Raw genomic sequence first — 24,288 nt, 5'->3', positions numbered from 1 at the left:
ATCTATATTTATATTCGATGCTATGCTATAATATTTATAATGTGACTTAGATGAGGTGATGGATAAATGAACATTAATTTTGGTTTGAATTTGATCCAAGAACAGAAATTAATAATGACGCAAGAAATGCAGATGTCTGTTAAGCTTCTTCAAATGTCCGCATACGAGCTGGGCCAATATGTAAATAAAGAGATGCAAGAAAATCCGGTGCTTGAGGAAAAAGATTTACAAAACCCCAAAAATACTAGTAGTGAAACAAATGAGTATAAAGAAATAATTAAATACCTTGAAAAAGATGATTATAAAGTAAAAAATCACAGTGCAAAGTCTGAAAGTGAAGAAGTCTCACCTTTTTATTATATTGCGCAGGAAAAATCTCTTAAGGATTATCTTATGGAGCAAATAGGTGTAGTGACTGAAAAACCTGAAATCCTGGACATATGTAAATACATGGTGGAAAACTTAGACACTAAAGGATATTTATCTGTAAAATTATCTGACATATGCAAGGAACTTACAATATCCGATGAAATAGCTGAAACAGCACTTAAAATTCTCCAATCCTTAGACCCGCAAGGAATAGGAGCTAGGGACCTAAAAGAATGTTTAAAAATTCAATTATATAGCCTGGGCAATAAGGATGAAAATATCTATAAAATTATTGAAGATTATTTAGAATTATTGGCGGAAAATAAATATAATCTTATAGCTAAAGAACTTAAAATTACAATTCCGCATGTTCAAAAATATGTAGACATAATAAAAGATTTAGAACCTAAGCCCTCAAGAGGATTTTATACTGGTGAGACAGTAAAATATATTGTACCTGATGCCTACATTAATAAAATTAATGATCAATATTTTATTTCTATGAACGAAGATATGCTCCCTAAATTGAATATAAATCCCTTGTATAAGGAAATTATTGAAAATGGGAAAGACCTAGACGCGGTAGAATACGTAAAAGAAAAAATTAATAGCGCAATGTTTCTTATTAAAAGTATTGAACAAAGGAAGAACACTGTATATAGAGTTTTGGAAGAGATTTTGGTAGTTCAAAGGGAATATTTCGATAACGGCAGCCAATACTTAAAACCAATGACACTTAAGAAAATTGCTAACAATTTAGAAATGCATGAATCCACTATAAGTCGTGCGATTAGAGAAAAATATGTTTCAGTGAATACTGGTAAAGTCATTAAAATAAAGGATTTATTCACTAATGGAATTGCCGCAGTTATGGGTGGAGAGGATATATCTACAATTAATATTAAGAGCGCTATTAAGGAAATGGTGGAAAAGGAAGAGCAAAAGAAACCATTATCAGACCAAATTATTTGTAATCGATTAAATATTGAAGGGATGAATATTTCAAGGAGAACTGTAGCAAAATATAGAGAAGAACTTGGGATTAAGAGTTCTAGTAAACGTAAAAGGTTTTAAGTGATATATTATTTTTAAATGTCTTGTTAACACAATGTTAACATTTTTTTTTCAAATACTAATTTAAAAAAGTTAGTATTTCATCTATAATGTAAGTGGGAACAAAAAATATGTGCTGGGACTTAAATAGTCCAGAGAGGTGTTCAATTGCAGAATATATTAAAATTACAACAAAAGGTAGTGCCAGAACTTATAGAACTTCTCCAAAAAAGGTATGATATACTAAGAGTGATATATTATGATGGGCCTATAGGACGAAGAATTTTGGCGAATGACATGAATATAAGCGAAAGAATAGTAAGAAATGAAATAAACTTTTTGAAATCTCAGAATTTAATTGAGGTTAATGCATCAGGTATGTTTATAACAGCTGATGGAGAAGAAATTATAGAAAAGCTAAAAGGGTTTATTCATGAAATTAAAGGCTTATCTAAAATTGAGAAGTTTATTGAGAAGTATTTAAAGCTTCAACAAGTTATAGTTGTTCCTGGAGATGTAGACATTGATAAAAGTGTACTTAAAGAACTTGGAAAGGTAGCTGCGAGTTTCGCCATGGATATTATTAAAGATAATAGTATAATTGCATTAACAGGTGGATCAACAGTTAAACAAGTTGTAGAGGGTTTTACTAAAAACAATAAACACAGCAATATTTTAGTGCTTCCAGCTAGAGGCGGTATGGCAAGAAATGTAGAAATTCAAGCTAATACGTTAGTGGCAAGACTTGCAGATAAAATTGGTGGTAATTATGAATTACTTCATGCACCTGATAATTTGAGCAATGCAGCACTTGAAACTATATTAAATGAAAAAGAAATAAAAAACATAATTGAAAAAATCAGAAGTGCCGAAGTTCTTATTTATGGAATAGGAATCGCTACAGACATGGCTAGGAAAAGAGGTCTATCCGAAGAGGATATAAGGGACCTAGAAGAATTAGGCGCTGTAGGAGAGACGTTTGGTCATTATTATAATGAATTAGGAAAAATAGTTCATTCTACACCTACTATTGGGGTGAAAAATGAAGATGTCTTAAATATTAAAACCCTAATTGCAGTAGCAGCTGGAAAGAATAAAGCTAGAGCCATTATAGCAACTGAAATCAATCGTTCAAGCACTGTTTTAATAATTGATGAAGCGGCTGCAAAGGAAATTATAAATATTCTGGAGAAAAAAGAGTAAACTATATAATGATTCTGTAAAAGAAAAAATTATATATTTACATATAATTATTTTATAAAAATTTAGGAGGTTTTGTCAAATGATAAAAGTAGGAATAAATGGATTTGGTAGAATAGGAAGAAATGTATTTAAAGCACTAGTGGCAAACTATGCTACAGAATTACAGGTAGTAGGAATCAATGACTTAACAGATGCTGCAACACTTGCTCATCTTTTAAAATATGATTCACTTTATGGAAAATTTAACGGAACTGTAGAAGCTAAAGAAAGTTCAATAGTTGTTAATGGAAGTGAAATTAAAATATTTGCTGAAAGAGATCCAAAAAACATAGATTGGAATTCACTTGGAGCAGAAATAATAATAGAATCTACAGGATTCTTTACAGATGCTACTAAAGCAAATGCACATTTAGGTGGAAGTGTTAAAAAAGTTCTTATATCTGCACCAGCAAAAAATGAAGATATAACAATAGTACTGGGAGTTAACGAAGAAAAATACGATGCAGCAAAACATAATATAATATCAAATGCTTCATGTACAACAAACTGTTTAGCACCATTTGCTAAAGTTTTAGATCAAGAATTTGGAATAGTTAAAGGTTTAATGACTACAATTCATTCATATACTGGAGATCAAAGATTACTAGATGCTCCACATAGCGATATGAGACGTGCAAGAGCTGCTTGTGAATCAATGATTCCAACTACTACTGGAGCTGCAAAAGCTGTAGCACTCGTGCTACCACAATTAAAAGGAAAATTAAACGGATTCTCATTAAGAGTTCCAACTCCAACAGTTTCATGTACAGATTTAGTATGTGAACTTTCAAAAAATGTTACTGTAGAACAAGTAAATGCAGCATTTAAAGTGGCTTCTGAAACTACAATGAAAGGAATTCTTGGATTCTGCGAAGAACCATTAGTTTCAATTGATTTTAGAGGAGACGAAAGATCTTCTATAATCGATGCACCATCAACTATGGTTATTGGTGATAACATGGTTAAAGTTGTAGCTTGGTATGATAATGAATGGGGTTATTCAAATAGACTTGCAGACTTAACTAAATATGTTGCAGACAGACTATAAGAATTAATTTTACTATAAAACTGTTAGCAAACTATAATCTAACTGTAGGCAAACAGTAAGTATAATATTAAGGTTTGGTTTTATAGTTAATCTATAAAATCAGGCCTTTTTAATTATATAAGAATATGATGTTAAATTTAGACTAACAATAATCATTGTAGGTTACCACAGTTTAATAATAAACAATATGAGAGGAGAATGTGTATGAAATTTAATAAAAAAACCATAGAAGATATTGAGGTTAAAGGTAAAAAGGTTTTAGTTAGATGTGATTTTAATGTTCCATTAAGTGAGGGCGTAATTACAGATATAAATAGGCTCTCCGGCGCAATGCCTACAATAAATTACTTAGTTAAAAATGGAGCAAAGGTTATTTTATGCTCACACCTTGGAAAACCAAGTGGAGAGCCAAGACCGGAACTTTCACTAGCACCAGTTGCTAAGAGATTAAGTGAAATGTTAGGAAAAGAAGTAGTTTTTGCAGCAGATCCAAATGTAGTTAGTGATAATGTAAAATTCGCCGTAGCAAAAATGAAAGACGGAGATGTTTTGTTATTAGAAAATACAAGATATAGAAAAGAAGAAACTAAAAACAGTGAGAACTTTTCAAAAGAACTCGCATCCCTTGCAGATATATTTGTAAATGATGCCTTTGGAACAGCTCATAGAGCTCATTGCTCTACAGTTGGGGTAACGCAGTTTATTGAAACTTCAGTATGTGGATACTTAATTCAAAAGGAATTGAAATTCTTAGGAGAAGCAGTAGATCAACCAGTTAGACCTTTTGTAGCAATTTTAGGTGGAGCTAAGGTTTCGGATAAAATAGATGTTATTGCTAATTTGCTTGAAAAGGTAGATACTTTAATAATTGGTGGAGGAATGGCTTACACTTTCTTAAAAGCTGGTGGTTATTCTATAGGGAGTTCACTCGTTGAGGAAGATAAAGTAGAATATGCTAAAGATATGATGCAAAGAGCGGAGTCGAAGGGAGTTAAATTCTTATTACCAGTGGATCACATTGTTGCGGATAGATTTTCAGCTGAGGCAAAGCCGGTAGTTACTGATAATCAAAATATTCCAGATGGATATATGGGACTTGATATTGGACCTAAGACTTGTGATATTTACAAAGGTGCTATAAGCATAGCAAAAACTATTATTTGGAACGGACCAATGGGAGTATTCGAATTTGCAAGTTTTGCAAAGGGAACTATAGCGGTAGCTGAGGCTATGTCAAAAGTCGATGGAACTACTGTAATAGGTGGTGGAGATAGTGCAGCAGCAGTTAACCAATTAGGATTTGGAGACAAAATGACTCACATATCTACAGGTGGTGGAGCATCACTTGAATTTTTAGAGGGTAAATTGTTACCAGGGATCGAAGCGCTTACAAATAAATAATTAAATAAATTTTGTTATGTTAAAGTAATAAATATTAGCTGTTGTCCCCCTCAAAGTAATCACTCTAAAGACAAATGAGGGAGATAACAATTAATAGTTCACATCTACCACAAAACAACAATTAGGAGGGTTTTACAATGAGAAAAGGTATAATTGCAGGTAATTGGAAGATGAATAAAACTGTATCTGAAGCTGTAAGTTTAATTGAGAAAATAAAGCCTTTGGTTAAAGATGCACAATGTGAAGTTGTAGTTTGCCCTACATTTTTATGTTTAGATGCAGTAATAAAAGCAGCTAAGGGATCAAATATAAAAGTAGGAGCTCAAAACATGCATTTTGAAGAAAATGGTGCTTTTACAGGTGAAGTTTCACCAGGAATGTTAAAAGATATGGGTGTTGAATATGTTATAATTGGCCATAGTGAGAGAAGACAGTATTTCAATGAGACAGATGAAACTGTAAACAAAAAGCTTAAAGCTGCTTATAATCATAGTATTTCTCCTATACTTTGCATGGGAGAAACTCTTGCACAAAGAGAATCAAATATTACAGAAAAAGTCTTAGATAATCAAATAAAAATAGATTTAGCAGGACTTACAAAAGAGCAAGTGGAAAGATTGGTTATAGCTTATGAACCAATATGGGCAATAGGAACAGGAAAAACTGCAACTGCGGATGAGGCTAATGAGACAATTGGATTTATAAGAAAAACTGTTGGAGCCATGTTTGGATCTGATGTTTCAAATAAGCTTAGAATTCAATATGGTGGTTCAGTTAAACCTTCAACTATAAGTGAACAGATGGGTAAATCAGATATAGATGGTGGGTTAATTGGAGGAGCTAGTCTTAAAGCAGAAGACTTTGCAGGAATAGTAAACTATTAGAATTTAGATAAATAGATATATATGTTAGAGAAAAAGAGCGGGTGGGAGGAACAAAAATGCCAAAGAAACCAGTAATGTTAATGATTCTAGATGGGTTTGGATTATCAGATAATTTAGATGGAAATGCAGTAGTATCTGCAAATAAACCAAACTATGACGCAATATTCGAGAAATATCCAACTACAAAACTTATGGCAAGTGGCCTGGAGGTAGGACTACCAGAGGGGCAAATGGGAAACTCAGAGGTAGGCCATCTAAATATAGGCTCTGGTAGAATTATATACCAAGAACTTACAAGAATAACAAAAGAAATTAAGGAAGGGAACTTCTTTAAAAATCCAGCTTTTAATAATGCCATAGATAAAGCTATTGAGGCAGATTCTTCAATACATCTTTTAGGATTATTATCTGATGGAGGAGTTCACTCCCATATCAATCATTTAAAGGCACTATTAAAACTTGCGAAGGATAAAGGCGCTAAAAAGGTTTATGTGCATGCTTTCTTAGACGGTAGGGATGTTCAACCAGGTTCAGCGTTAGAATACATAGCAGATTTAGAACAATATATGAATGAAATTGGTCTAGGAAAAATTGCTACTGTTAGTGGTAGATATTATGCTATGGATAGAGATATGAGATGGGAAAGAGTAAAGCTTGCATATGATGCTATGGTTTTGTCTAAAGGCGAAGAAAATACATCAGCAATAGAAGCAGTTAACCGTGCTTTCCATGATAATAAGACAGATGAATTTGTTCTTCCAACGGTTATAATGGAGAATAATAAGCCAGTATCTGCTATCAAAAATAATGATAGTGTGATATTCTTTAATTTTAGACCAGACAGAGCTCGTGAAATTACTAGAGCGATAAATGACAAAGTATTCCTTGGCTTTGAAAGAGAAGCATTAAATTTGAACTATGTATGTACTACTCAATATGATATGTCCCTAGAAAATGTGGATGTGGCATACACATCAGAAAGTTTTACAAATACCCTTGGAGAATATGTTAGTAAAATGGGCAAAAAACAGCTCCGAATAGCTGAAACTGAAAAATATGCTCATGTTACATTCTTCTTTAATGGAGGGGTGGAAGCTCCAAATGATAATGAAGATAGAGCACTTATTCCATCGCCTAAAGTAGCTACCTATGATTTAAAGCCTGAAATGAGTGCATATGAGGTTACTGAGGAATTATTAAAAAGACTTGATACAAACGAGTATGATATGATTATACTTAACTTTGCTAATCCAGATATGGTAGGGCATACAGGAGATTTTGAAGCTGCTAAAAAGGCCATAGAAGCAGTGGATATATGTCTTGGAAAAATTGTTGAGAATGTTCTAGATAAAAATGGTACTATATTTATAACTGCAGATCATGGAAACTCTGAGCAAATGATTGACTTCTCTACAGGAAAACCTATGACAGCACATACTACAAATTTAGTTCCGTTTACTTGTGTTTCAAATCATCGCGTGGAGCTAAAAGAAAGTGGAATATTGGCAGATATTGCCCCTACTATGCTTTCAGTTATGGGTCTGGAAACCCCTGAGGAAATGACAGGAAAATCTTTAATCACACTTTAAGATTAAAGCACTGAAGGTGATTATTTAATTAAAAGAAAACTAAATGGAATTATTATATTACCTAAGGTAGATTTAAGTTTCTTTAACTTATAGGATTATCTTAATTTAACTTAGGAGATAATAAAATAGAAAAAAAATTTGGAGGTAATAATAATGAAAAACTATATTGAAATTATTGATGTTTACGCAAGACAAATTTTGGATTCAAGAGCATTTCCGACTATCGAGGTTGAAGTTACACTAGAAGATGGAACAATAGCAAGAGCAGCAGTGCCATCAGGTGCATCTACTGGTATATTTGAAGCCGTAGAACTTAGAGATGGAGACAAAAATATATATAACGGAAAAGGCGTTTTAAAAGCTGTTGAAAATGTAAATGAACTAATAGCTGAGGAAATAGTTGGAATGAATGTATATGATCAAGTAGCTATAGATAAAGCAATGATAGCTCTTGATGGAACACACAATAAGAGTAAACTAGGTGCTAATGCAACTCTTGGAGTATCACTAGCTTGTGCTAGAGCAGCGGCTGAATCATTAGGCCTTGGATTATATCAATATATTGGCGGAGTAAACGCTAAGGTTTTACCAGTTCCAATGATGAACATTATAAATGGTGGAAGCCATGCTGATAATAATGTAGACTTACAAGAGTTTATGATTATGCCAGTTGGAGCAACTTCTTTCAGCGAAGCACTAAGAATGAGCGCAGAAGTTTATCATGCATTAAAAGCATTATTAAAATCTAAGGGACTAGCTACTGCTGTTGGTGATGAAGGTGGATTTGCTCCAGACTTATCATCAAATGAAGAAGCTATAAAGATTATAATTGAAGCTATAGAAAAAGCTGGATTTGTTCCAGGAAAAGATATATATATAGCTCTTGACCCAGCAGCTTCTGAATTCTTTGAAGATGGAACATACAACTTAGCTTCAGAAGGAAGAATATTAACTCCAGAGCAAATGGCTGACTACTATGTAGAACTCGTTAATAAATATCCAATTATCTCTATCGAAGATGGTATGGCAGAAGAAGATTGGGAAGGTTGGAAATATTTAACTGATAAATTAGGAGATAAAATTCAATTAGTTGGAGACGACTTATTTGTAACTAACACTGATAGATTGAAAATGGGAATTGAAAGAAAAGTTACAAATTCAATTCTTATAAAATTAAACCAAATAGGAACACTCACTGAAACATTAAATGCTATAGAAATGGCTGAAAGAGCAGGATTTACTGCAGTAGTTTCTCATAGATCAGGAGAAACTGAGGATTCCTTTATAGCTGACCTTGTTGTAGCTGTGAATGCAGGACAAATTAAAACTGGTGCTCCAGCTAGAACTGAAAGAGTTGCTAAATACAATCAGCTATTAAGAATAGAGGAAGAACTAGAAGAAATGGCTGAGTACAGAGGACTAAAAGCATTCTATAACATTAAAAAATAATTAACATTAAATAAGAGTATAGTCTATATAGGCTATGCTCTTACATTTATGTGGATATTTAAATGAAATTGTGTTAGAATAAACTAATATAATCATGTATTCAATGAATAGGGGGGTGTTCACATGCATAGTCTTCTAGTAGTTTTACAGGTTATAACTTCAATAGTTATAATTGTTACAGTTATGATGCAACCTAGTAAATCAAATGGATTAAGTGGTCTTATAGCAGGGAGTTCAGATACTTTTTTTGCTAAAAATAAAACAAAAACTGCAGAATCAGTTTTGGCACGAATTACAGCAGTCTCAGCAGCTGTTTTTATTGTAATTACTGTTATGTTAAATGTAGTTAAATAATATAATTATGTAAATCACAGTTAGGAACATTCAAATAAATATTTTGTCTTGTAGCAGTTTATTTAAATATTTTTTGATAAACTGCATTTTTTTATTTCATGGAAATTATAAAATTACTTTGATAAGGTAAAATACTATATGGTACGTAATTTTCGTGAATTTTAAAATTTTAATAGTATAAATATAATATAAATGTTAAAATTGACTAAAGTAATCAATGATTATTAGAGGTGAAGGATGATGAGTGAATATAGTTCTAAATTGGAAAGTAAAGATATGGATTTTCTTTTTGATGGTATTTTAGGTCTGCAAAATAAGGAAGAGTGCTATAGATTTTTTGAGGATATATGCACTATAAATGAAATTCAAGCATTTGAGCAAAGACTTCAAGTAGCAAAAATGTTAGCAGAAAAAAGGACCTATTTGGATATAGCTAGTACTACAGGGGCCAGCACTGCCACAATAAGTAGAATCAATAGAGCATTAAACTATGGTAGTGATGGATATAAACTTATATTAGAACGACTGAAATTAAAAAAATAAGTATATTTATCTTCATGAGCCACACAGACTTTGATAAAAAGAGACGGTTAACATATATTTACTCGTATAACTAAGGTTGGAGTAAACATAAATTAACCGTCTCTATTTTTAAAATTGTTTAAGTTTACACGCAGTGTGATATAATTATAGATGTGTTTGGTACATTTAAATAAAGAGTATATTCACTTGTTATTTATATAAATGTGCATTGAGCGAAATATAAGTAATGCTAGATGATATCTAGTATTAATCTAATATATAAGGAGTGTTTTTATGGATTTGAAAAGTTTGTTAAACAAAGAGCAGTGCGAGGCTGCAATAACAGTGGATGGTCCACTACTCATATTGGCTGGTGCAGGCTCTGGAAAAACTAGAGTTTTAACTTATAGAATTGCCCATATGATTCAAGATTTAAATATATATCCCTCACAAATTTTAGCCATAACCTTCACTAATAAAGCAGCTGGTGAAATGAAGGATAGAGTGCGTACACTTGTAGGTAATATAGCAGATAATATGTGGATTTCTACCTTCCACTCTAGTTGTGTTAGAATCTTAAGACGGGAAATAGATAAACTAGGATATAATAAGAACTTTACTATTTATGATAGCTATGATCAAAAAAGTTTGATAAAGCAGTGTATGAAGGAACTTCAAATAAATGAAAAAGATTTAACCGATTCAGAAATTCTAAATAAAATATCAAATGCTAAAAACGAATTAATTTCTGCTAAAGAATACAAAAGAGAAAATGAAAGTGATTTTAGATTGAATAAAATTGCTGATATATATGTTCTTTATCAAAAAAAACTAAAGGGCAATAATGCTCTAGATTTCGATGATTTGATTTTTAAAGCTGTGGAACTACTTAAAAATAATAAGGATGTTTTAGACTTTTACCATAATAAGTTTAGATATATTATGGTAGATGAATATCAGGATACAAATAAGGCACAATACATGCTTATAAAGCTTTTAGTAGATGAGAGGGAGAACATATGCGTTGTTGGAGATGATGACCAATGCATCTACGCATGGAGGGGTGCTGATGTCACTAATATTTTAGATTTTGAAAAAGATTATCCAAGAGCAAAAGTGGTTAAGCTTGAACAAAATTATAGGTCTTATGGAAATATACTTACAGCAGCTAATGATGTTATAAAAAATAATTCTCAAAGAAAAGATAAGGCACTAAGAACTGAAAAAGAAAGTGGAGATAAAATCAATTTATATAGAGCCTTTTCAGATAGAGATGAGGCAAATTTTGTAGCAAGTCAGATTAAGTCAATTATGCAAGAGGAAAATAAGAGCTTTAAGGATTTTGCAATTTTATATAGGATGAATTCCCAATCCCGTATTTTTGAGGAAAGCTTCAGGAAAACCTTAATTCCCTATAGAATAGTAGGAGGATTAAAGTTCTATGATAGAAAAGAAATAAAGGATATAATGGCCTATTTAAAGCTTATGAATAATCCTCTTGACGATATTGCATTAAAAAGGATTATAAATGTACCTAAGAGAAATATAGGTGATGCAACTATTCAAAAGATTCAAGACTTTGCAACTGATATAGATCAATGTTTGTATAGTGCTATTCTAGATGTAGAGTTTATACCATCGCTTACCACTAGAAATACATCATCTATAAATAAGTTTGTTAGCCTTATGAATAGTTTTATGGCTAAAAAAGAAGAGGTCACTGTAGCGGATTTAATTAAGTCTATTTTGAGCGAAACAGGTTATTTAAAGCAATTAGAAACATCTAAGGAACCTGAGGATGAAAGCAGGGTAGAAAATATAAAGGAATTAGTATCAGATGCTGTAGAATTTGAAAGAACTTCAGAGGACAAATCACTATTAGCCTTCTTAGAAGGAGTTAGTTTAGGTTCAAGTTCAGAGAATTCTGAGAATCCAGAGGAAGTTGTAGATACTGCAGCAATGATGACGGTACATAGTGCAAAGGGGCTAGAGTTTCCAGTGGTATTCATGGTTGGCATGGAAAATGGGATATTCCCAGGTATGTCTTCCTTTAATGATTTTACTGAAATGGAAGAATCTAGACGTCTATGCTATGTTGCTATAACAAGGGCAGAAGAGAAGCTTTATATAACTTCTGCAGAGAGTAGAATGGTGTTTGGAAGAACTGTAGGTTATGCACCTTCTGATTTTATCAGTGAAATCTCTCCAGACTTAAAAGAAATTATTGGGGGAAATAAAAATAGGACTGTGCAAGTCTTGAAAAGAAATAACACTAAAGCACCACAAAAGTTTAACCCTCATGGACTCATGAGTTCAAATGGTGCAGAGAGTTCTGCCACCACGCAAGATTACCTATCAGTTACGGGTCAAGGTAGCAATATAAGACAGCAAAGTATAAAGAGTGAAGCTACAGTAGGTAGAAAAGTTAAACATGGTAAATTTGGAATAGGAACCATTGTGTCAATTTCAAATTCAAACGGTGACACCCTAATTTCAATAGCCTTTGATAATATGGGGATAAAAAAATTGGTATTAGATAAAGCACCTATAGAAATGTTATAGAACATGTCCCATAAAATAACTAGTGAGTATGCTAGTTATTTTATTTGGGATACGCAGTAGTAAGGTTTATATTTTGTGGGAAAGGGTGTAGATTTTATGGATATTAGTAAGGATAATAATATGATGAATCTAGAAGATAGAATTAACGGAATTAAAAAGATTATTAAATACCATAGTGATAGATATTACAATGAAGATAATGCAGAAATATCAGATTATGAATATGATCAATTAATGCTTACGCTTAAAGATATAGAGAAGAAGCATCCAGAACTTATTACATTAGATTCCCCAACTCAAACAGTAGGTGGAAATGCTAAAAGAAAAGCTGGAGTATTAGTAAAGCATAATGTCCCAATGCTAAGTTTGCAAGACGTGTTTACAAAAGAAGATGTCTATGCTTATGTAAATAAAATGATTGAAGAACTGGAGGACCCAACCTTTGTTGTTGAACTCAAAATAGATGGGTTGTCAATGTCACTGCGGTATGTAGAGGGTGAATTAACGGTAGCTGTGACTCGTGGTGATGGAATCATTCAAGGTGAGGATGTCACTGAAAATGCTAAAGTAATTAAGGATGTTGTACGGAAACTTAAAGATTCAGTTCCATACCTAGAGCTTCGTGGTGAAGTATATATGTCAAGTGCTGCCTTTGACAAGGTTAATGAGAAGCAAGAGCTACTCGAAAAAAAGATATTTGCAAATCCAAGGAACTGCGCTGCAGGAACACTCAGACAGTTAGATAGTAAAATAACAAAGGAAAGAGAATTATCTCTATTTGTTTTTAACGTTCAAGATATCAAAGGAATTGAATTTGAAACACATACGGAAAGCTATGAATGGTTAAAAAAGCAAGGGATAAAAGTCATTGAGAATTATGTGAAATGTAAGACAGCCGATGAGGTGTGGAATGCTATCCAGGCTATCGGAGAAGGAAGAGGCAGCCTAGGATACGATATAGACGGAGTTGTTATTAAAATTAATAATTTGGAGGCTAGAAAAGAGCTTGGAAATACTTCAAAGGTTCCGAAATGGGCTATAGCTTATAAATTTCCTCCAGAAGAAAAAGAAACAAAGTTAATCGATATTGAAGTATCAGTAGGAAGAACCGGTAGAATTACTCCTACAGCAATATTTGAGCCCATTCGTTTATGCGGAACGTCTGTATCTAGAGCAATCCTGCACAACCAAGATTTTATCGATGATTTAGATATAAGGATCGGAGATGTAATTGTTGTATACAAATCAGGAGAGATTATCCCAAAGATTAAGTCGGTAGTGAAAGAAAAACGCACTGGCGAATTAAATAGATTTAAGCTTCCTAGCATTTGTCCGGTATGTGCAGCACCTACTGTACGTGAAAAAGATACTGCTGACATCAAATGTATAAATCCTAATTGTTTGGCGCAATTAGAAAGACACATTATTAATTTTGTTGGTCGGAATGCTATGGATATAAAAGGGTTTGGCACGGCGTATATTAAGGAACTTATTCGTATGGAGTATATCAAAGATATTGCGGATATATATTCGTTATTTAACTATCGCGAGGAACTAATTGAGCAAGGGATAATAGGAAAAGAAAAGAATACAGATAAGTTACTAGAAGCTATAGACAAGTCAAAGAGTAATGAAGCACAAAGACTGCTTACAGGCCTCGGGATCCCTAATATTGGAAAGGTAGCAGCAAAAAGTATAATGAAGCATTACAAATCTATTGAAGATTTGAAAAATACGTCTTTAGAAGATTTGCAAAACGTTTCGGATATAGGTGAAATAAGTGCCTTGTGTATACTGAAATTTTTCGAAGATAATAAAAATCGAGAAATAATAGATAGATTAAAAGAGTATGGCGTTAATATGGCTGTAGAGGGAGCGAGTAAGGTCGGTAGTCTGTTTGACGGATTAACCTTCGTTGTAACTGGAACACTGACTTCTATGGGGCGAGAGGAAGCTACAGTGATGATAGAGAATCATGGAGGAAAAGTATCGGGTTCTGTTTCAAGTAAAACCAGTTACGTATTAGCAGGAGAGAATGCTGGAAGTAAGCTTACAAAAGCTCAAAAACTCGGAATTGCAGTTATATCTGAAGAGGAATTAGTAAATATGTTAAAATAGAAAAAAATACATTAAATATCATGTGATTTCGTAAAAAAATCACATGATATTTTTTATGTGCACATAATTAAATAAGCTGTATTTAAATTCTAATATTTAAAATTTATGTTATAATTAGTATATTATATGCTGTACACAATTCTAAAATAATATAAATAAAGATTATTTAGTAGGGGGTTATAATATGAACAAGACTGGTAAACGCTTGCTATTGGTTATGGTGTTATGTATGGTGATGATTTCAATCATTCCTACAAAAGCCTCGGCAAATTCTGCGGAACCGCCATCATTGGTTATACTCATTAACAATCCGCCAGATGACCTTTCAATTGTATTAGTATCCAATGAAAACCAACCAAAAGCGAGGGTTCGACGGGTTGCATGGGAAGGATATTATGCTTTTTATTCGAGAGATATGCAGGCCAGTGGTGTGTATACATTCAAGGTCACCACAAAGGGGGAGAGCTTTGAATGTACGCTTGGTGAACCCTTGCAGGGGTATAATAACGTGTTTACCTTGGACGTATCCAATAGGAAGTTTACGCCCGGGAAATATCCATTTCGCTCGGTGCTCTTGGTGTCAATACGTTTACTGCTTACGCTTTTGCTTGAAGGTATTATTTTTTTGATCTTTAGATTTAGACAAAAGAGAAGTTGGGTTGTGTTTCTTGCAATAAACCTTGTTACGCAGGGTGTATTGAATATTTTTTTGAATAGCAGAGCTTCGCTAATGCCAAGCTATTTGATTTTCAGCTTAATTATAGGAGAGGTTTTTGTATTTGCGGCTGAAATGATTGCGTTTCCCATTTTCATTGAGGAGCATAAAAAGAGCCGTATCTTAATTTATGTTTTTATCGCAAATCTTATAAGCTTAATTGTCGGTGGTTATATTATCTCGGTTTTGCCGGTTTAGATATGATCCCCACAAAACAAGCATTAGCTTTAGTTGCGGATAAAGAAAAAGACGCCATATGACGTCTTTTTTATGTTAGGATTCCAATGTTTCTTTTTCAGTGGATTTAATAGTATCTTCAATTTTAACATCCTCTTTAGGATGCGCTATGTTTCCATAGGTTAAAGATAATTTAGAGGTGGTTTGTATAAGTTTCTCCATTAAATAATTTTTATATCTTAACTGGCCATATATTTTAATTAATAAAATAAAACCCCATATTCCAATAAACATAAAGGTTAACATGGCGCATATAGCAATTATTTGAATAGTTAAGATTAGCATAAAAATTCCCCCTATATACCTTTTAAATAAGTAAATTATGTAAACATATAAATATTATATCATAATTATAGTGCAAAAAGCTAACACAATAAGAAAGTATGAAACTTATGAATTTAGGGAGTAGTCAATATTTTTATTGTAAATTTGATTACTTCATAGATGAAAGGTTAATACTTCTAAGAAGACCTTATTGGAGGTGAATTATGAAAAAAATATTATGTATAATATTGATTTTTATGATGATGTTAACTAGTGGATGTGTTGAGAAGAAAGTAAAGCCTACAACTTCTAGAAAATATTTAGTTTATAACTTGGGAGGATTGCCTTCAGATTTGTTAATGCTAAACAGTGATAATGTGAGAGAAAAGGATTTGTTACTAGCTTTGTTTGAAGGGTTAGTAAGAGAAGATAAATATGGACAAATAGTACCTGCTATGGCAGAAAGTTTTGAAATTTCAAAGGATAAAATAGGGTATACATTTAAGTTAAGAGATAATATGCATTTTAGTGATGGAGAGGAGATAAAAGCTAGAGATTTTGTAAGGCTTTTTCACGATATTTTATTGGAAGAGAAAAATGTTTTTGCAGAACAATTATATTGTATATATGGAGCCAAGGATTTTAGAATGGGAAAAGTAACCTTTGATAAAGTCGCTATTGTAGATAAGGATGATTTAACTTTAGAGATAAGGCTAAATAGCCCAAATGAATACTTTAAAAATATTCTTAGTAATCCAGTTTTCACCTTAAGGGAAACTAGTATGAATAAGAGAAACTGGCAAGATAGCTACTATGATATCAAATATAGCGGTCCATTTATTATAAAAGGGATAAATAAAGATGGAGAAATATCACTATTAAAGAATGAAAAGTATTGGAGGGCTAATGAAATTGTTAGCAAGGAAATATTGTTTACAACCATAAAGGATGAAGAAAAAACACTAGCAGACTTTGAAACTACTGAGGTTAGTGATACCTCAAAAATTGATGTATTTGTAAGTCCACCAATAAGCGAAGGAAACACTCTTAGCATGGAAAAGAAAACTATAGCTGTTCCTACAAAGAGTATGTATTATTTAACTTTTAATTCGAATACTAATGGTCTAGTACAAGACAACAATTTTAGAAATGCAATTAGTTCAATAATATCTAAGGAGTTTATTATACAAAGTATATCAAAAGATTTGGCGGTTCCAGCAATAAATTATACAACTTCTAGCACAGTTAATGAGGATACTAGTAAACTGATTTTCGATGTGTTTGCGAGTAAGGATAAAGGTACAAAATATTTAAAGAAATACTTAAAAACCAACAACTATGAAAAGAAACCAGAGTTGATTATAGTATATGAAAATAAAAATCTTGATGATAGGATAGTAAGGGAAATAGCTAAAAACATTAAAGAAAACTTAGATGAAATAGCTAAAAATATTAAAGGCCATTTCGATGATAAGGATTATTTTGATGTAAAGGTAGTTTGCAAAGGCTATGATAAAGATGATCTTAATAAAGTCTTAAAGCAACGGGATTATAATATATTATTCTCAAAAATTGATGAGGAACATGGTGATGTCTATAAATTTTTTTCAAGATGGACATCAAGTTCAAGATATAACATTTATGGTTACAAGAATTTAGAATATGATAAAATCATCGAAAGTGCGGTCTCTGAGAAGAATAATACAAATAAAATAAAACTTTATAACCAAGCTCAAGAAATATTAGCAAAAGATTTGCCTTGTATACCTGTATTCATAGTTAATACAGTTATTTGTAAAAAAGAAAATGTTAAAGATATTTATACTACTAAAGGTGGGAATTTAGTATTTGATAATGCTTATAAAGAGGATATTACTGTGGCAAAATAATTTCAATTAGGGTCTAAGAGGTTTTTCTTATATTATTCTATAACAAAAATATAGGTTGTTGGAATGCTTTCACGTGCCTAAGTAATTCTAAAATTTATTTTAAATGTATCTGCTAAAAAATATGAACTCGCTGACGCTCAAACACATATTTTTCTTTATGCATCTACAATTAAAATAAATTAAGAATTACTTAGGCACGTTCAAATGCATTCTACACAACCTATATTTTTGTTAGCATAATATAAGAAAAACTTATACTTATTAATACTGCAAATGATTTTCTGAATTTGATTTTCCATACAAATATACCTATTAATAAAAGATTATACTAGGGAGAAAAACTCTTTAACTTTGTTCTACAGTATAGTTATTTACTTTATTTTATAACTCTGGCAATTCTATTTCGTATATAAGTAATACCAAAAGGGGAGGGAATTATAGTAAATTTGTTTAAGAAACTAATCTTCCTATGCTTATTTTTAATCTTGTTTTCATTTTTTGGATGTAATTCAACAAGTACTAAAAATGGATTGCCTGATGTAAAACCAAAGGATTTTAATTTTGTTTTTAATTATGGGGTAAATTCTAAAAATGGATTAAATACTATTAAGAGAGAATATACTAAAGATATGGTAATAGACCCATCAATAACTACAAATTTAATATTATCCAATGAAGAAATGAATAGCATATATTTAGATATGGCAAAGAAAAAAATATCTATTGGAAAGATGAAAATGTGTCTAAAACTAAAGAGGCTATGCAATTGAGAGAACTATTTAAGAAAATTGAAGAGATAATAATAAACAAAGAAGAATATAAGAAGTTACACCCAGCAAATGGAGGTTATGATTAGAAATCCTTTTATTCAATATTAATTTAAGGAGATTAAATATGCTAATATGCCCCAAATGTAAAATTGAATACAGAGAAGGATATACAGTTTGTAGTGATTGTGGAGATCAACTAATTGAGCAACCTGAAATTAAAGACGAGACAATTAATAAAAAGCAAGATTTAAAGATATTTCAGTTTGTTATTGGGATTTTAATAATTTTATTTTCCGCTATTATGTCTCATAAGTTAACATCAATGTATTTTCTTCCAAATGGGGATGGCCAATATAATATGGATGAATTTTTTTGGATGTTAAATGCGTATCACTATTCCTTTTTAATAATTGGAATTATTATTTGTTTGCCATGCGCTATATGCTGGTGTAAAAGTAGTAAAAAGTGAATTAACAACTTTAATATAAAAACACAGCCTAAAATTATAATAATTTTAGGCTGTGTTTTTATATTTTTCACAAATTTCTATTTTAATTAGGAACTAGGATTTTTCTTAGATTTTGCTAACAAAAGTATATATTGCGAAGTGAAAGCATTCCAGCAATATATACTTTTTGTTATAGCATAATATAAGAAAAAATTACTATATCATAATATTATTGATTTCGGAAAAATATTGTCAAGAAAAATATAAACATATTTTTGTTACTATCAAAAGATGATTTAGATTGTTTAAAGGTATCTTTTCGCCTATTATATACCACGCTTTTAATGAAGATAGAAGCTAACTCATTACTTTCAGGTGTTCCTATAGTAGACATTCTAAAATCTTCTTCTTGGAGCAAATCTTCTGATTTCAATGAAAAATTTCTGTAATGCTCCGTACTATCTAAGGAAGGAGCATCGGGCCAACTTAAAACTATACCAGAGTCTATTATTTGATGTTTAAAAATATCTTGAAGCAGGGAATTATCATCTTCCATATTATTAAAATCAGAATATGTGATTAGGCTATACATATATAGTAGGAGCTCATCGCAATTGTAGCTTATCTCCTTATCATTATTTTCCTTTAATAAAAGTCCTTTATCACTTTCATATAAATTTGTAAGCTTTTCATATAAATCATCACTAGTAGCTTTAAATTTGTGTAATAAAGTTTTATTATATAAAAGGGTACAATTTATAAAAAGCATACAGGAATAGTCCAATTTAGCATTGATAATTGCCGATGGCTTACTATTATATTGTTCAATAAGCAAGTCTGAAAAATCTAGTAATAAATTTTCGCATTTTTGGAGGCCTGAGTATTTGTAAAATACGTTTAAAGCAAAGCATATCTTATTGAGCTCCTCAAAAGAAACATTATAAATCTCCTCTTTATATTGAATAAACATATCAAGGATATCCAGAGCGAATTTTTCATATTCATGTTCATGTTTTTCTGTATCATAAGAACAATACTTGTAGTAAGCAGCCATCATGAGTGCTTGATCAGAGAATTTGAATTTATCATTTTTATTTTCAAAATTAAATTCTTGATTCATAGGATCAGTTAAATCCACTTTATCAACAAAGAGACCATCCTTGTTTCGAAGATAAGAAGCATAGAATTCTAACTGTTCCTTGCATAGCTTGAGGTACAGAGAGCTTAAAGCATATTTAGAATCATCAATGCTCTTAAAGCTACTATAATAGTCAGAAAGTTCTAATAGAGATAAGGTCATGAACGCATTGCTACTAATAGTTATTTCTTTTTTTACCTTGTTTTCATTCCAAATTAACGTACCATCTTGCGATTTTAATTTAGCATCTGCTTTTTTGTAAATACATAAAAGTGGAGAATTTAAATTAATTGTGTTAATATCAATCTTAGAAAAAGATTTAGATTTTAAGTCGCGTGCGGGAATATATATCCCGCATTTGGAGTCGAAAACTATATCTTTTAAAGATTCTTTTGATAAGTAGAAGAATTGATTTTTTATGTTATTTTTGTTTAATGTATTGATTCTTAAAAAGGGTCCTATAAATTTCAAAATACCACCACCATAAATTAGTCCTTATATAGATAATATGATTAAGGTTGTAAAAATGTGCTACTTTTATAAAATTAGAAAGGAAGAATTTATATGAAAGTTGGAAAACTAAATTGGGATGATTTAAAACAAATAATAGACAACAATAAAAGTGTTGTTCGGGATGATGTAAGAATTAGAAGTGGAATAGGAGAAGATTGCAGTGTCATAAATTTTGGTGAATATGAGTGCATCGTTTCTACAGACCCAATAACAGGAGCAGATAAAAATATAGGTAAATTGGCAGTTAATATAAACTGTAACGACATAGCTTCTTGTGGAGTTGAGCCCGTAGGTATTTTGGTTACAATTCTTGTACCTCCAACATCCACCCTAGAAGATATAAAAAACATTATGAGTGAAATTGATGAAGAAACAAAAAAAATGAACGTGGAAATATTAGGTGGTCACACTGAGGTTACAGAAGCGGTGAATAGAATAGTAGTATCCTGCACCGCAATAGGAAAAGGAAAAGCAGGCGGCGCCGTGGCAACTTCAGGGGCAAAGCTAGGCGATGAAATTGTTGTCACTAAACTATTGTGTATGGAAGGAACATCAATTATAGTAAATGATTATTTAGATAGGGTATCAGATGTTTTAACCCATAAGGAAATACAAATAGCAAAAGATTATGTTAATAGTATTAGCGTGGTTAAGGAAGGCCGTATAGCAGGAGGGTTTGGCGTTAATTCAATGCATGATATAACAGAGGGTGGAGTGCTCGGAGCCTTGTGGGAGGTAGCTGAGGCTAGTAATTTAGGCTTTAAGGTATATAATCATAAAATGCCAATTAGTGATATTACAATTAAAATCTGCAAAAGATTAAATATTGACCCTTTGAAATTTATATCTTCAGGAAGCATGTTAATAACTGCGACTCGTGGGGAAAAACTAGCAGAGGAACTAATTAGTAAGGGAATACCAGCTACAGTAATAGGAAACATAACTGAGTCTAGAGGTATACTAGTAATAGATGAAATTGAAAAGGACGTTTTGCCACCTACAAGAGACGAATTATTTAGTATATAATTATTACTAATTAGAGAAAGATGAGGAGGACAAGAATGAAAAAATTAATAGTTGCTAGCAATAATGAACATAAAATTAAAGAGATTAAGGAAATGTTATCACAATTTCCTTTTGAAGTGTTGTCACTTAAAGAAGCCAATCTTAATATTGAGGTTGAGGAAACAGGAAGTACCTTCATGGATAATGCAGAAATAAAGGCTACCGAAATTTATAAAATATCAAATAGAGAAATGGTGCTTGCGGATGACTCAGGATTATCAGTACAATCATTAAATGGAGATCCAGGGGTTTTTTCAGCTAGGTTTGCGGGTGAACATGGAAATAGTAAAGCAAATAACGAAAAATTATTATATCTTTTAGAGGGTGAAAGCGAGGAGCAAAGGAAAGCTAAATTCATTTGCGCAATGGTGCTTATAGTGAATGAGGATGAAATAATAAAAGTGCAAGGGGAAGTAGAGGGAATAGTTACAGCTGAATTTAGAGGGGAAGAAGGTTTTGGATATGACCCACTATTTTTTGTTAAGGAATTCAACAAAACTTTTGCACAGATGAGCACTGAGGAAAAAAATTCTATTAGTCATAGGGGAAGGGCATTAGATAAATTAAAGAGTGAGCTTGAAAAGTTAATATAGGCAATACTAATGAAGAGGGTGATTTTAAATGCGTATAGGTGTTATAAGTGATACACATAGGAATGCTAGCTGCATAGAGCAGCTAGCAGGCAAAATAAAGGCATTGGACATGATGATTCATTTAGGTGATAATGTAGATGATATATTAATTATTGAGAAGTATTTTAAGGGGAGAATAATTAATGTCAAAGGCAATTGCGATTTTTCTACAAGTACACCTTATGATAGGGTGGAAGATATTTGCGGGAAAAGGATTTTTTTAACTCATGGGCATAGATATAATGTAAAAGAGGGTTTGCTAAAATTAAGATATAAGGCCATAGAAACAGGGGCTGACATAGTTTTATATGGGCATACACACATTGCAAAAATAGATTTTGAAGAAGGAGTATGGTATATAAATCCTGGCAGTGCCTCAGAGCCAAGAGATGGATCCCCAAGCTTCGCTATTATAGATATAATGGAAGAATCCATAGGACCAAATTTGATAAGATTCTAGTTTTTTGCTAGTATTTAATTATGTGTTAAAATAAAAAAAAATGCTTTGGGAAAATTTATTAGAACATTCAAGAGGAAAAGTTTAAAAAGGTATTGACGTATTAATGTATATGGTGTAAAATAATCCATGTCGTCAGAAAAAAACATTAGATTTGAAAATTTGTGTTTTATGAGTGAATTTAGCACATTTAACAGTTTTATAGGATATTGATGTATATCGGGGTGTAGCGCAGCTGGGAGCGCGCGTGGTTTGGGACCATGAGGTCGCAGGTTCAATCCCTGTCACCCCGACCATTAACAATTAAACAATAATATTTGACTGTGATTTAATGGTAAAGTATTAAACAATAATATGCGGGTATAACTCAATGGTAGAGTGTTAGCCTTCCAAGCTAATTACGAGGGTTCGATTCCCTCTACCCGCTCCAAGTATGCTTATGCATATTAAATTATACGTGTGTCTTTAGCTCAGTTGGATAGAGCAACGCCCTTCTAAGGCGTGGGCCGGGGGTTCGAATCCCTTAAGACACACCATATGGTGGGCGTAGTTCAGTTGGTAGAGCGCCAGATTGTGATTCTGGTTGTCGTGGGTTCGAGTCCCATCGTTCACCCCATTTATTGTTGGGATGTCGCCAAGCGGTAAGGCACCACACTTTGACTGTGGCATTCGTAGGTTCAAATCCTGCCCTCCCAGCCAATATGGTTTACTAGCTCAGTTGGTAGAGCACATGACTTTTAATCATGGTGTCCGGGGTTCGATTCCCCGGTAAGCCACCAAAATAGTAATAATAAGCAGGTGTGGCGGAATGGCAGACGCACTAGACTTAGGATCTAGCGCTTTACGGCGTGGGGGTTCAAGTCCCTTCACCTGCACCATTACTATTGAATTTTTAGTAGAAAAACATATGCGGGGGTGGCTCAGTGGTAGAGCGTCACCTTGCCAAGGTGAACGTCGCGAGTTCGAATCTCGTCTCCCGCTCCAAATATGCTTAGGCATATAATATATGCCTAAGCATTTAATAATTTTACATGTGTTTTTAGCTCAGTTGGATAGAGCAACGCCCTTCTAAGGCGTGGGCCGGGGGTTCGAATCCCTTAAGACACACCAAATATGCGTCACTAGCTCAGTTGGTAGAGCACCTGACTCTTAATCAGGGTGTCCAGGGTTCGATTCCCTGGTGTCGCACCATTTTTTTAATAATGTCGGGGTGTAGCGCAGCTGGGAGCGCGCGTGGTTTGGGACCATGAGGTCGCAGGTTCAATCCCTGTCACCCCGACCATTAACAATTAAACAATAATATTCGGTTGTGATTTAATGGTAGAGCCTTAAACAATGAAACAATAATATGCGGGTATAACTCAATGGTAGAGTGTTAGCCTTCCAAGCTAATTACGAGGGTTCGATTCCCTCTACCCGCTCCAAGTATGCTTGTGCATATTAAATTATACGTGTGTTTTTAGCTCAGTTGGATAGAGCAACGCCCTTCTAAGGCGTGGGCCGGGGGTTCGAATCCCTTAAGACACACCATATGGTGGGCGTAGTTCAGTTGGTAGAGCGCCAGATTGT

General features: G+C 32.6%; 20 protein-coding genes, 13 tRNA genes and 1 pseudogene. 31 read left to right on the top strand and 3 right to left on the bottom strand.

Annotation, left to right across the window (positions count from 1 at the left end; translation table 11 throughout):
* Window positions 1-72: 72 nt before the first annotated feature.
* The 12 genes from rpoN (at window position 73) to KPL50_RS18020 (ending at window position 15,504) form a co-directional block, all read left to right on the top strand.
* Entirely contained in the window at window positions 73-1,443 is a 1,371-nt protein-coding gene (gene rpoN / locus KPL50_RS18075; protein ID WP_216299978.1) for an RNA polymerase factor sigma-54, read from the top strand.
* Window positions 1,444-1,590: 147 nt separating this feature from the next.
* Window positions 1,591-2,625 (top strand): sugar-binding transcriptional regulator, encoded by a 1,035-nt coding sequence (locus KPL50_RS18070; RefSeq protein ID WP_216299940.1) that lies wholly within the window; start codon window positions 1,591-1,593, stop codon window positions 2,623-2,625.
* Between the two features lie 79 nt (window positions 2,626-2,704).
* The gene (gene gap, locus KPL50_RS18065) at window positions 2,705-3,712 is read left to right on the top strand and encodes a type I glyceraldehyde-3-phosphate dehydrogenase (RefSeq protein ID WP_216299939.1); all 1,008 of its coding nucleotides are present in this window, start codon (window positions 2,705-2,707) and stop codon (window positions 3,710-3,712) included.
* A 204-nt stretch (window positions 3,713-3,916) separates the two neighbouring features.
* Window positions 3,917-5,113 carry a phosphoglycerate kinase gene (locus KPL50_RS18060; protein WP_216299938.1) on the top strand — a complete coding sequence of 399 codons (1,197 nt, stop codon included), beginning with the start codon at window positions 3,917-3,919 and terminating at the stop codon, window positions 5,111-5,113.
* A 137-nt stretch (window positions 5,114-5,250) separates the two neighbouring features.
* Window positions 5,251-5,997, top strand: coding sequence for a triose-phosphate isomerase (gene tpiA, locus KPL50_RS18055; protein ID WP_216299937.1), 747 nt, complete (start codon window positions 5,251-5,253; stop codon window positions 5,995-5,997).
* A 56-nt stretch (window positions 5,998-6,053) separates the two neighbouring features.
* Window positions 6,054-7,586, top strand: a complete 1,533-nt coding sequence (gpmI, locus tag KPL50_RS18050; protein WP_216299936.1) for a 2,3-bisphosphoglycerate-independent phosphoglycerate mutase — start codon at window positions 6,054-6,056, stop codon at window positions 7,584-7,586.
* A gap of 153 nt (window positions 7,587-7,739) precedes the next feature.
* Complete coding sequence (gene eno / locus KPL50_RS18045) at window positions 7,740-9,035, top strand: phosphopyruvate hydratase (protein WP_216299934.1); 1,296 nt, start codon at window positions 7,740-7,742, stop codon at window positions 9,033-9,035.
* A 123-nt stretch (window positions 9,036-9,158) separates the two neighbouring features.
* The gene (gene secG / locus KPL50_RS18040; protein WP_216299933.1) at window positions 9,159-9,389 is read left to right on the top strand and encodes a preprotein translocase subunit SecG; all 231 of its coding nucleotides are present in this window, start codon (window positions 9,159-9,161) and stop codon (window positions 9,387-9,389) included.
* Window positions 9,390-9,629: 240 nt separating this feature from the next.
* Window positions 9,630-9,932 carry a YerC/YecD family TrpR-related protein gene (locus KPL50_RS18035; protein WP_216299932.1) on the top strand — a complete coding sequence of 101 codons (303 nt, stop codon included), beginning with the start codon at window positions 9,630-9,632 and terminating at the stop codon, window positions 9,930-9,932.
* A 273-nt stretch (window positions 9,933-10,205) separates the two neighbouring features.
* Complete coding sequence (pcrA, locus tag KPL50_RS18030) at window positions 10,206-12,473, top strand: DNA helicase PcrA (RefSeq protein ID WP_216299931.1); 2,268 nt, start codon at window positions 10,206-10,208, stop codon at window positions 12,471-12,473.
* Between the two features lie 123 nt (window positions 12,474-12,596).
* On the top strand, window positions 12,597-14,591 hold the full coding sequence (gene ligA, locus KPL50_RS18025; RefSeq protein ID WP_216299977.1) for an NAD-dependent DNA ligase LigA: 1,995 nt from the start codon (window positions 12,597-12,599) through the stop codon (window positions 14,589-14,591).
* Between the two features lie 184 nt (window positions 14,592-14,775).
* On the top strand, window positions 14,776-15,504 hold the full coding sequence (locus KPL50_RS18020; protein WP_216299930.1) for a hypothetical protein: 729 nt from the start codon (window positions 14,776-14,778) through the stop codon (window positions 15,502-15,504).
* Window positions 15,505-15,579: 75 nt separating this feature from the next.
* Here KPL50_RS18020 and KPL50_RS18015 read toward each other — a convergent pair whose 3' ends face one another.
* Complete coding sequence (locus KPL50_RS18015; protein WP_216299928.1) at window positions 15,580-15,828, bottom strand: hypothetical protein; 249 nt, start codon at window positions 15,826-15,828, stop codon at window positions 15,580-15,582.
* A 203-nt stretch (window positions 15,829-16,031) separates the two neighbouring features.
* On the opposite strand from KPL50_RS18015, the gene KPL50_RS18010 reads away from it, so the two are divergent.
* From KPL50_RS18010 to KPL50_RS18000, 3 genes are all read left to right on the top strand, one after another.
* The gene (locus KPL50_RS18010; RefSeq protein ID WP_216299926.1) at window positions 16,032-17,696 is read left to right on the top strand and encodes a peptide ABC transporter substrate-binding protein; all 1,665 of its coding nucleotides are present in this window, start codon (window positions 16,032-16,034) and stop codon (window positions 17,694-17,696) included.
* A 446-nt stretch (window positions 17,697-18,142) separates the two neighbouring features.
* A complete protein-coding gene (locus KPL50_RS18005) occupies window positions 18,143-18,466 on the top strand; it encodes a hypothetical protein (protein WP_253200693.1) in 324 nt (107 codons plus the stop codon).
* Between the two features lie 124 nt (window positions 18,467-18,590).
* Window positions 18,591-18,935 (top strand): hypothetical protein, encoded by a 345-nt coding sequence (locus KPL50_RS18000; protein WP_216299925.1) that lies wholly within the window; start codon window positions 18,591-18,593, stop codon window positions 18,933-18,935.
* A 208-nt stretch (window positions 18,936-19,143) separates the two neighbouring features.
* Here KPL50_RS18000 and KPL50_RS17995 read toward each other — a convergent pair whose 3' ends face one another.
* Complete coding sequence (locus KPL50_RS17995) at window positions 19,144-20,523, bottom strand: hypothetical protein (RefSeq protein ID WP_216299924.1); 1,380 nt, start codon at window positions 20,521-20,523, stop codon at window positions 19,144-19,146.
* 123 nt (window positions 20,524-20,646) lie between these two features.
* A pseudogene (locus KPL50_RS27980) lies at window positions 20,647-20,823 on the bottom strand (hypothetical protein); the annotation flags it as partial.
* On the opposite strand from KPL50_RS27980, the gene KPL50_RS17990 reads away from it, so the two are divergent.
* The 16 genes from KPL50_RS17990 (at window position 20,755) to KPL50_RS17915 (ending at window position 24,249) form a co-directional block, all read left to right on the top strand.
* Window positions 20,755-21,591, top strand: coding sequence for an AIR synthase family protein (locus KPL50_RS17990; protein WP_375372943.1), 837 nt, complete (start codon window positions 20,755-20,757; stop codon window positions 21,589-21,591). The pseudogene KPL50_RS27980 and the gene KPL50_RS17990 overlap by 69 nt on opposite strands.
* Window positions 21,592-21,626: 35 nt before the next feature.
* Window positions 21,627-22,223: an XTP/dITP diphosphatase gene (locus KPL50_RS17985; protein ID WP_216299922.1), complete on the top strand. Its 597-nt coding sequence runs from the start codon at window positions 21,627-21,629 to the stop codon at window positions 22,221-22,223.
* A gap of 28 nt (window positions 22,224-22,251) precedes the next feature.
* Window positions 22,252-22,722, top strand: a complete 471-nt coding sequence (locus KPL50_RS17980) for a metallophosphoesterase (protein ID WP_216299920.1) — start codon at window positions 22,252-22,254, stop codon at window positions 22,720-22,722.
* Between the two features lie 217 nt (window positions 22,723-22,939).
* Window positions 22,940-23,015: transfer RNA gene (locus tag KPL50_RS17975), tRNA-Pro, on the top strand.
* Window positions 23,016-23,075: 60 nt separating this feature from the next.
* Window positions 23,076-23,149, top strand: a tRNA-Gly gene (locus KPL50_RS17970).
* A 29-nt stretch (window positions 23,150-23,178) separates the two neighbouring features.
* A tRNA-Arg gene (locus KPL50_RS17965) sits at window positions 23,179-23,255 on the top strand.
* 4 nt (window positions 23,256-23,259) lie between these two features.
* Window positions 23,260-23,335 (top strand) — tRNA-His (locus tag KPL50_RS17960).
* 8 nt (window positions 23,336-23,343) lie between these two features.
* Window positions 23,344-23,418: transfer RNA gene (locus tag KPL50_RS17955), tRNA-Gln, on the top strand.
* 4 nt (window positions 23,419-23,422) lie between these two features.
* Window positions 23,423-23,498, top strand: a tRNA-Lys gene (locus tag KPL50_RS17950).
* A gap of 15 nt (window positions 23,499-23,513) precedes the next feature.
* Window positions 23,514-23,597 (top strand) — tRNA-Leu (locus KPL50_RS17945).
* Between the two features lie 31 nt (window positions 23,598-23,628).
* Window positions 23,629-23,703, top strand: a tRNA-Gly gene (locus tag KPL50_RS17940).
* Between the two features lie 49 nt (window positions 23,704-23,752).
* Window positions 23,753-23,829: transfer RNA gene (locus KPL50_RS17935), tRNA-Arg, on the top strand.
* A gap of 5 nt (window positions 23,830-23,834) precedes the next feature.
* Window positions 23,835-23,910: transfer RNA gene (locus KPL50_RS17930), tRNA-Lys, on the top strand.
* A 15-nt stretch (window positions 23,911-23,925) separates the two neighbouring features.
* Window positions 23,926-24,001 (top strand) — tRNA-Pro (locus KPL50_RS17925).
* A 68-nt stretch (window positions 24,002-24,069) separates the two neighbouring features.
* Window positions 24,070-24,143 (top strand) — tRNA-Gly (locus tag KPL50_RS17920).
* 29 nt (window positions 24,144-24,172) lie between these two features.
* A tRNA-Arg gene (locus KPL50_RS17915) sits at window positions 24,173-24,249 on the top strand.
* Window positions 24,250-24,288: the final 39 nt, after the last annotated feature.

The organism is Clostridium sp. CF012, assembly GCF_018861755.1.
GTDB lineage: Bacteria > Bacillota > Clostridia > Clostridiales > Clostridiaceae > Clostridium_AD.
The sequence above is the reverse complement of the archived record's forward strand: the minus strand, read 5'-3'. Positions and strand labels throughout refer to the sequence as shown.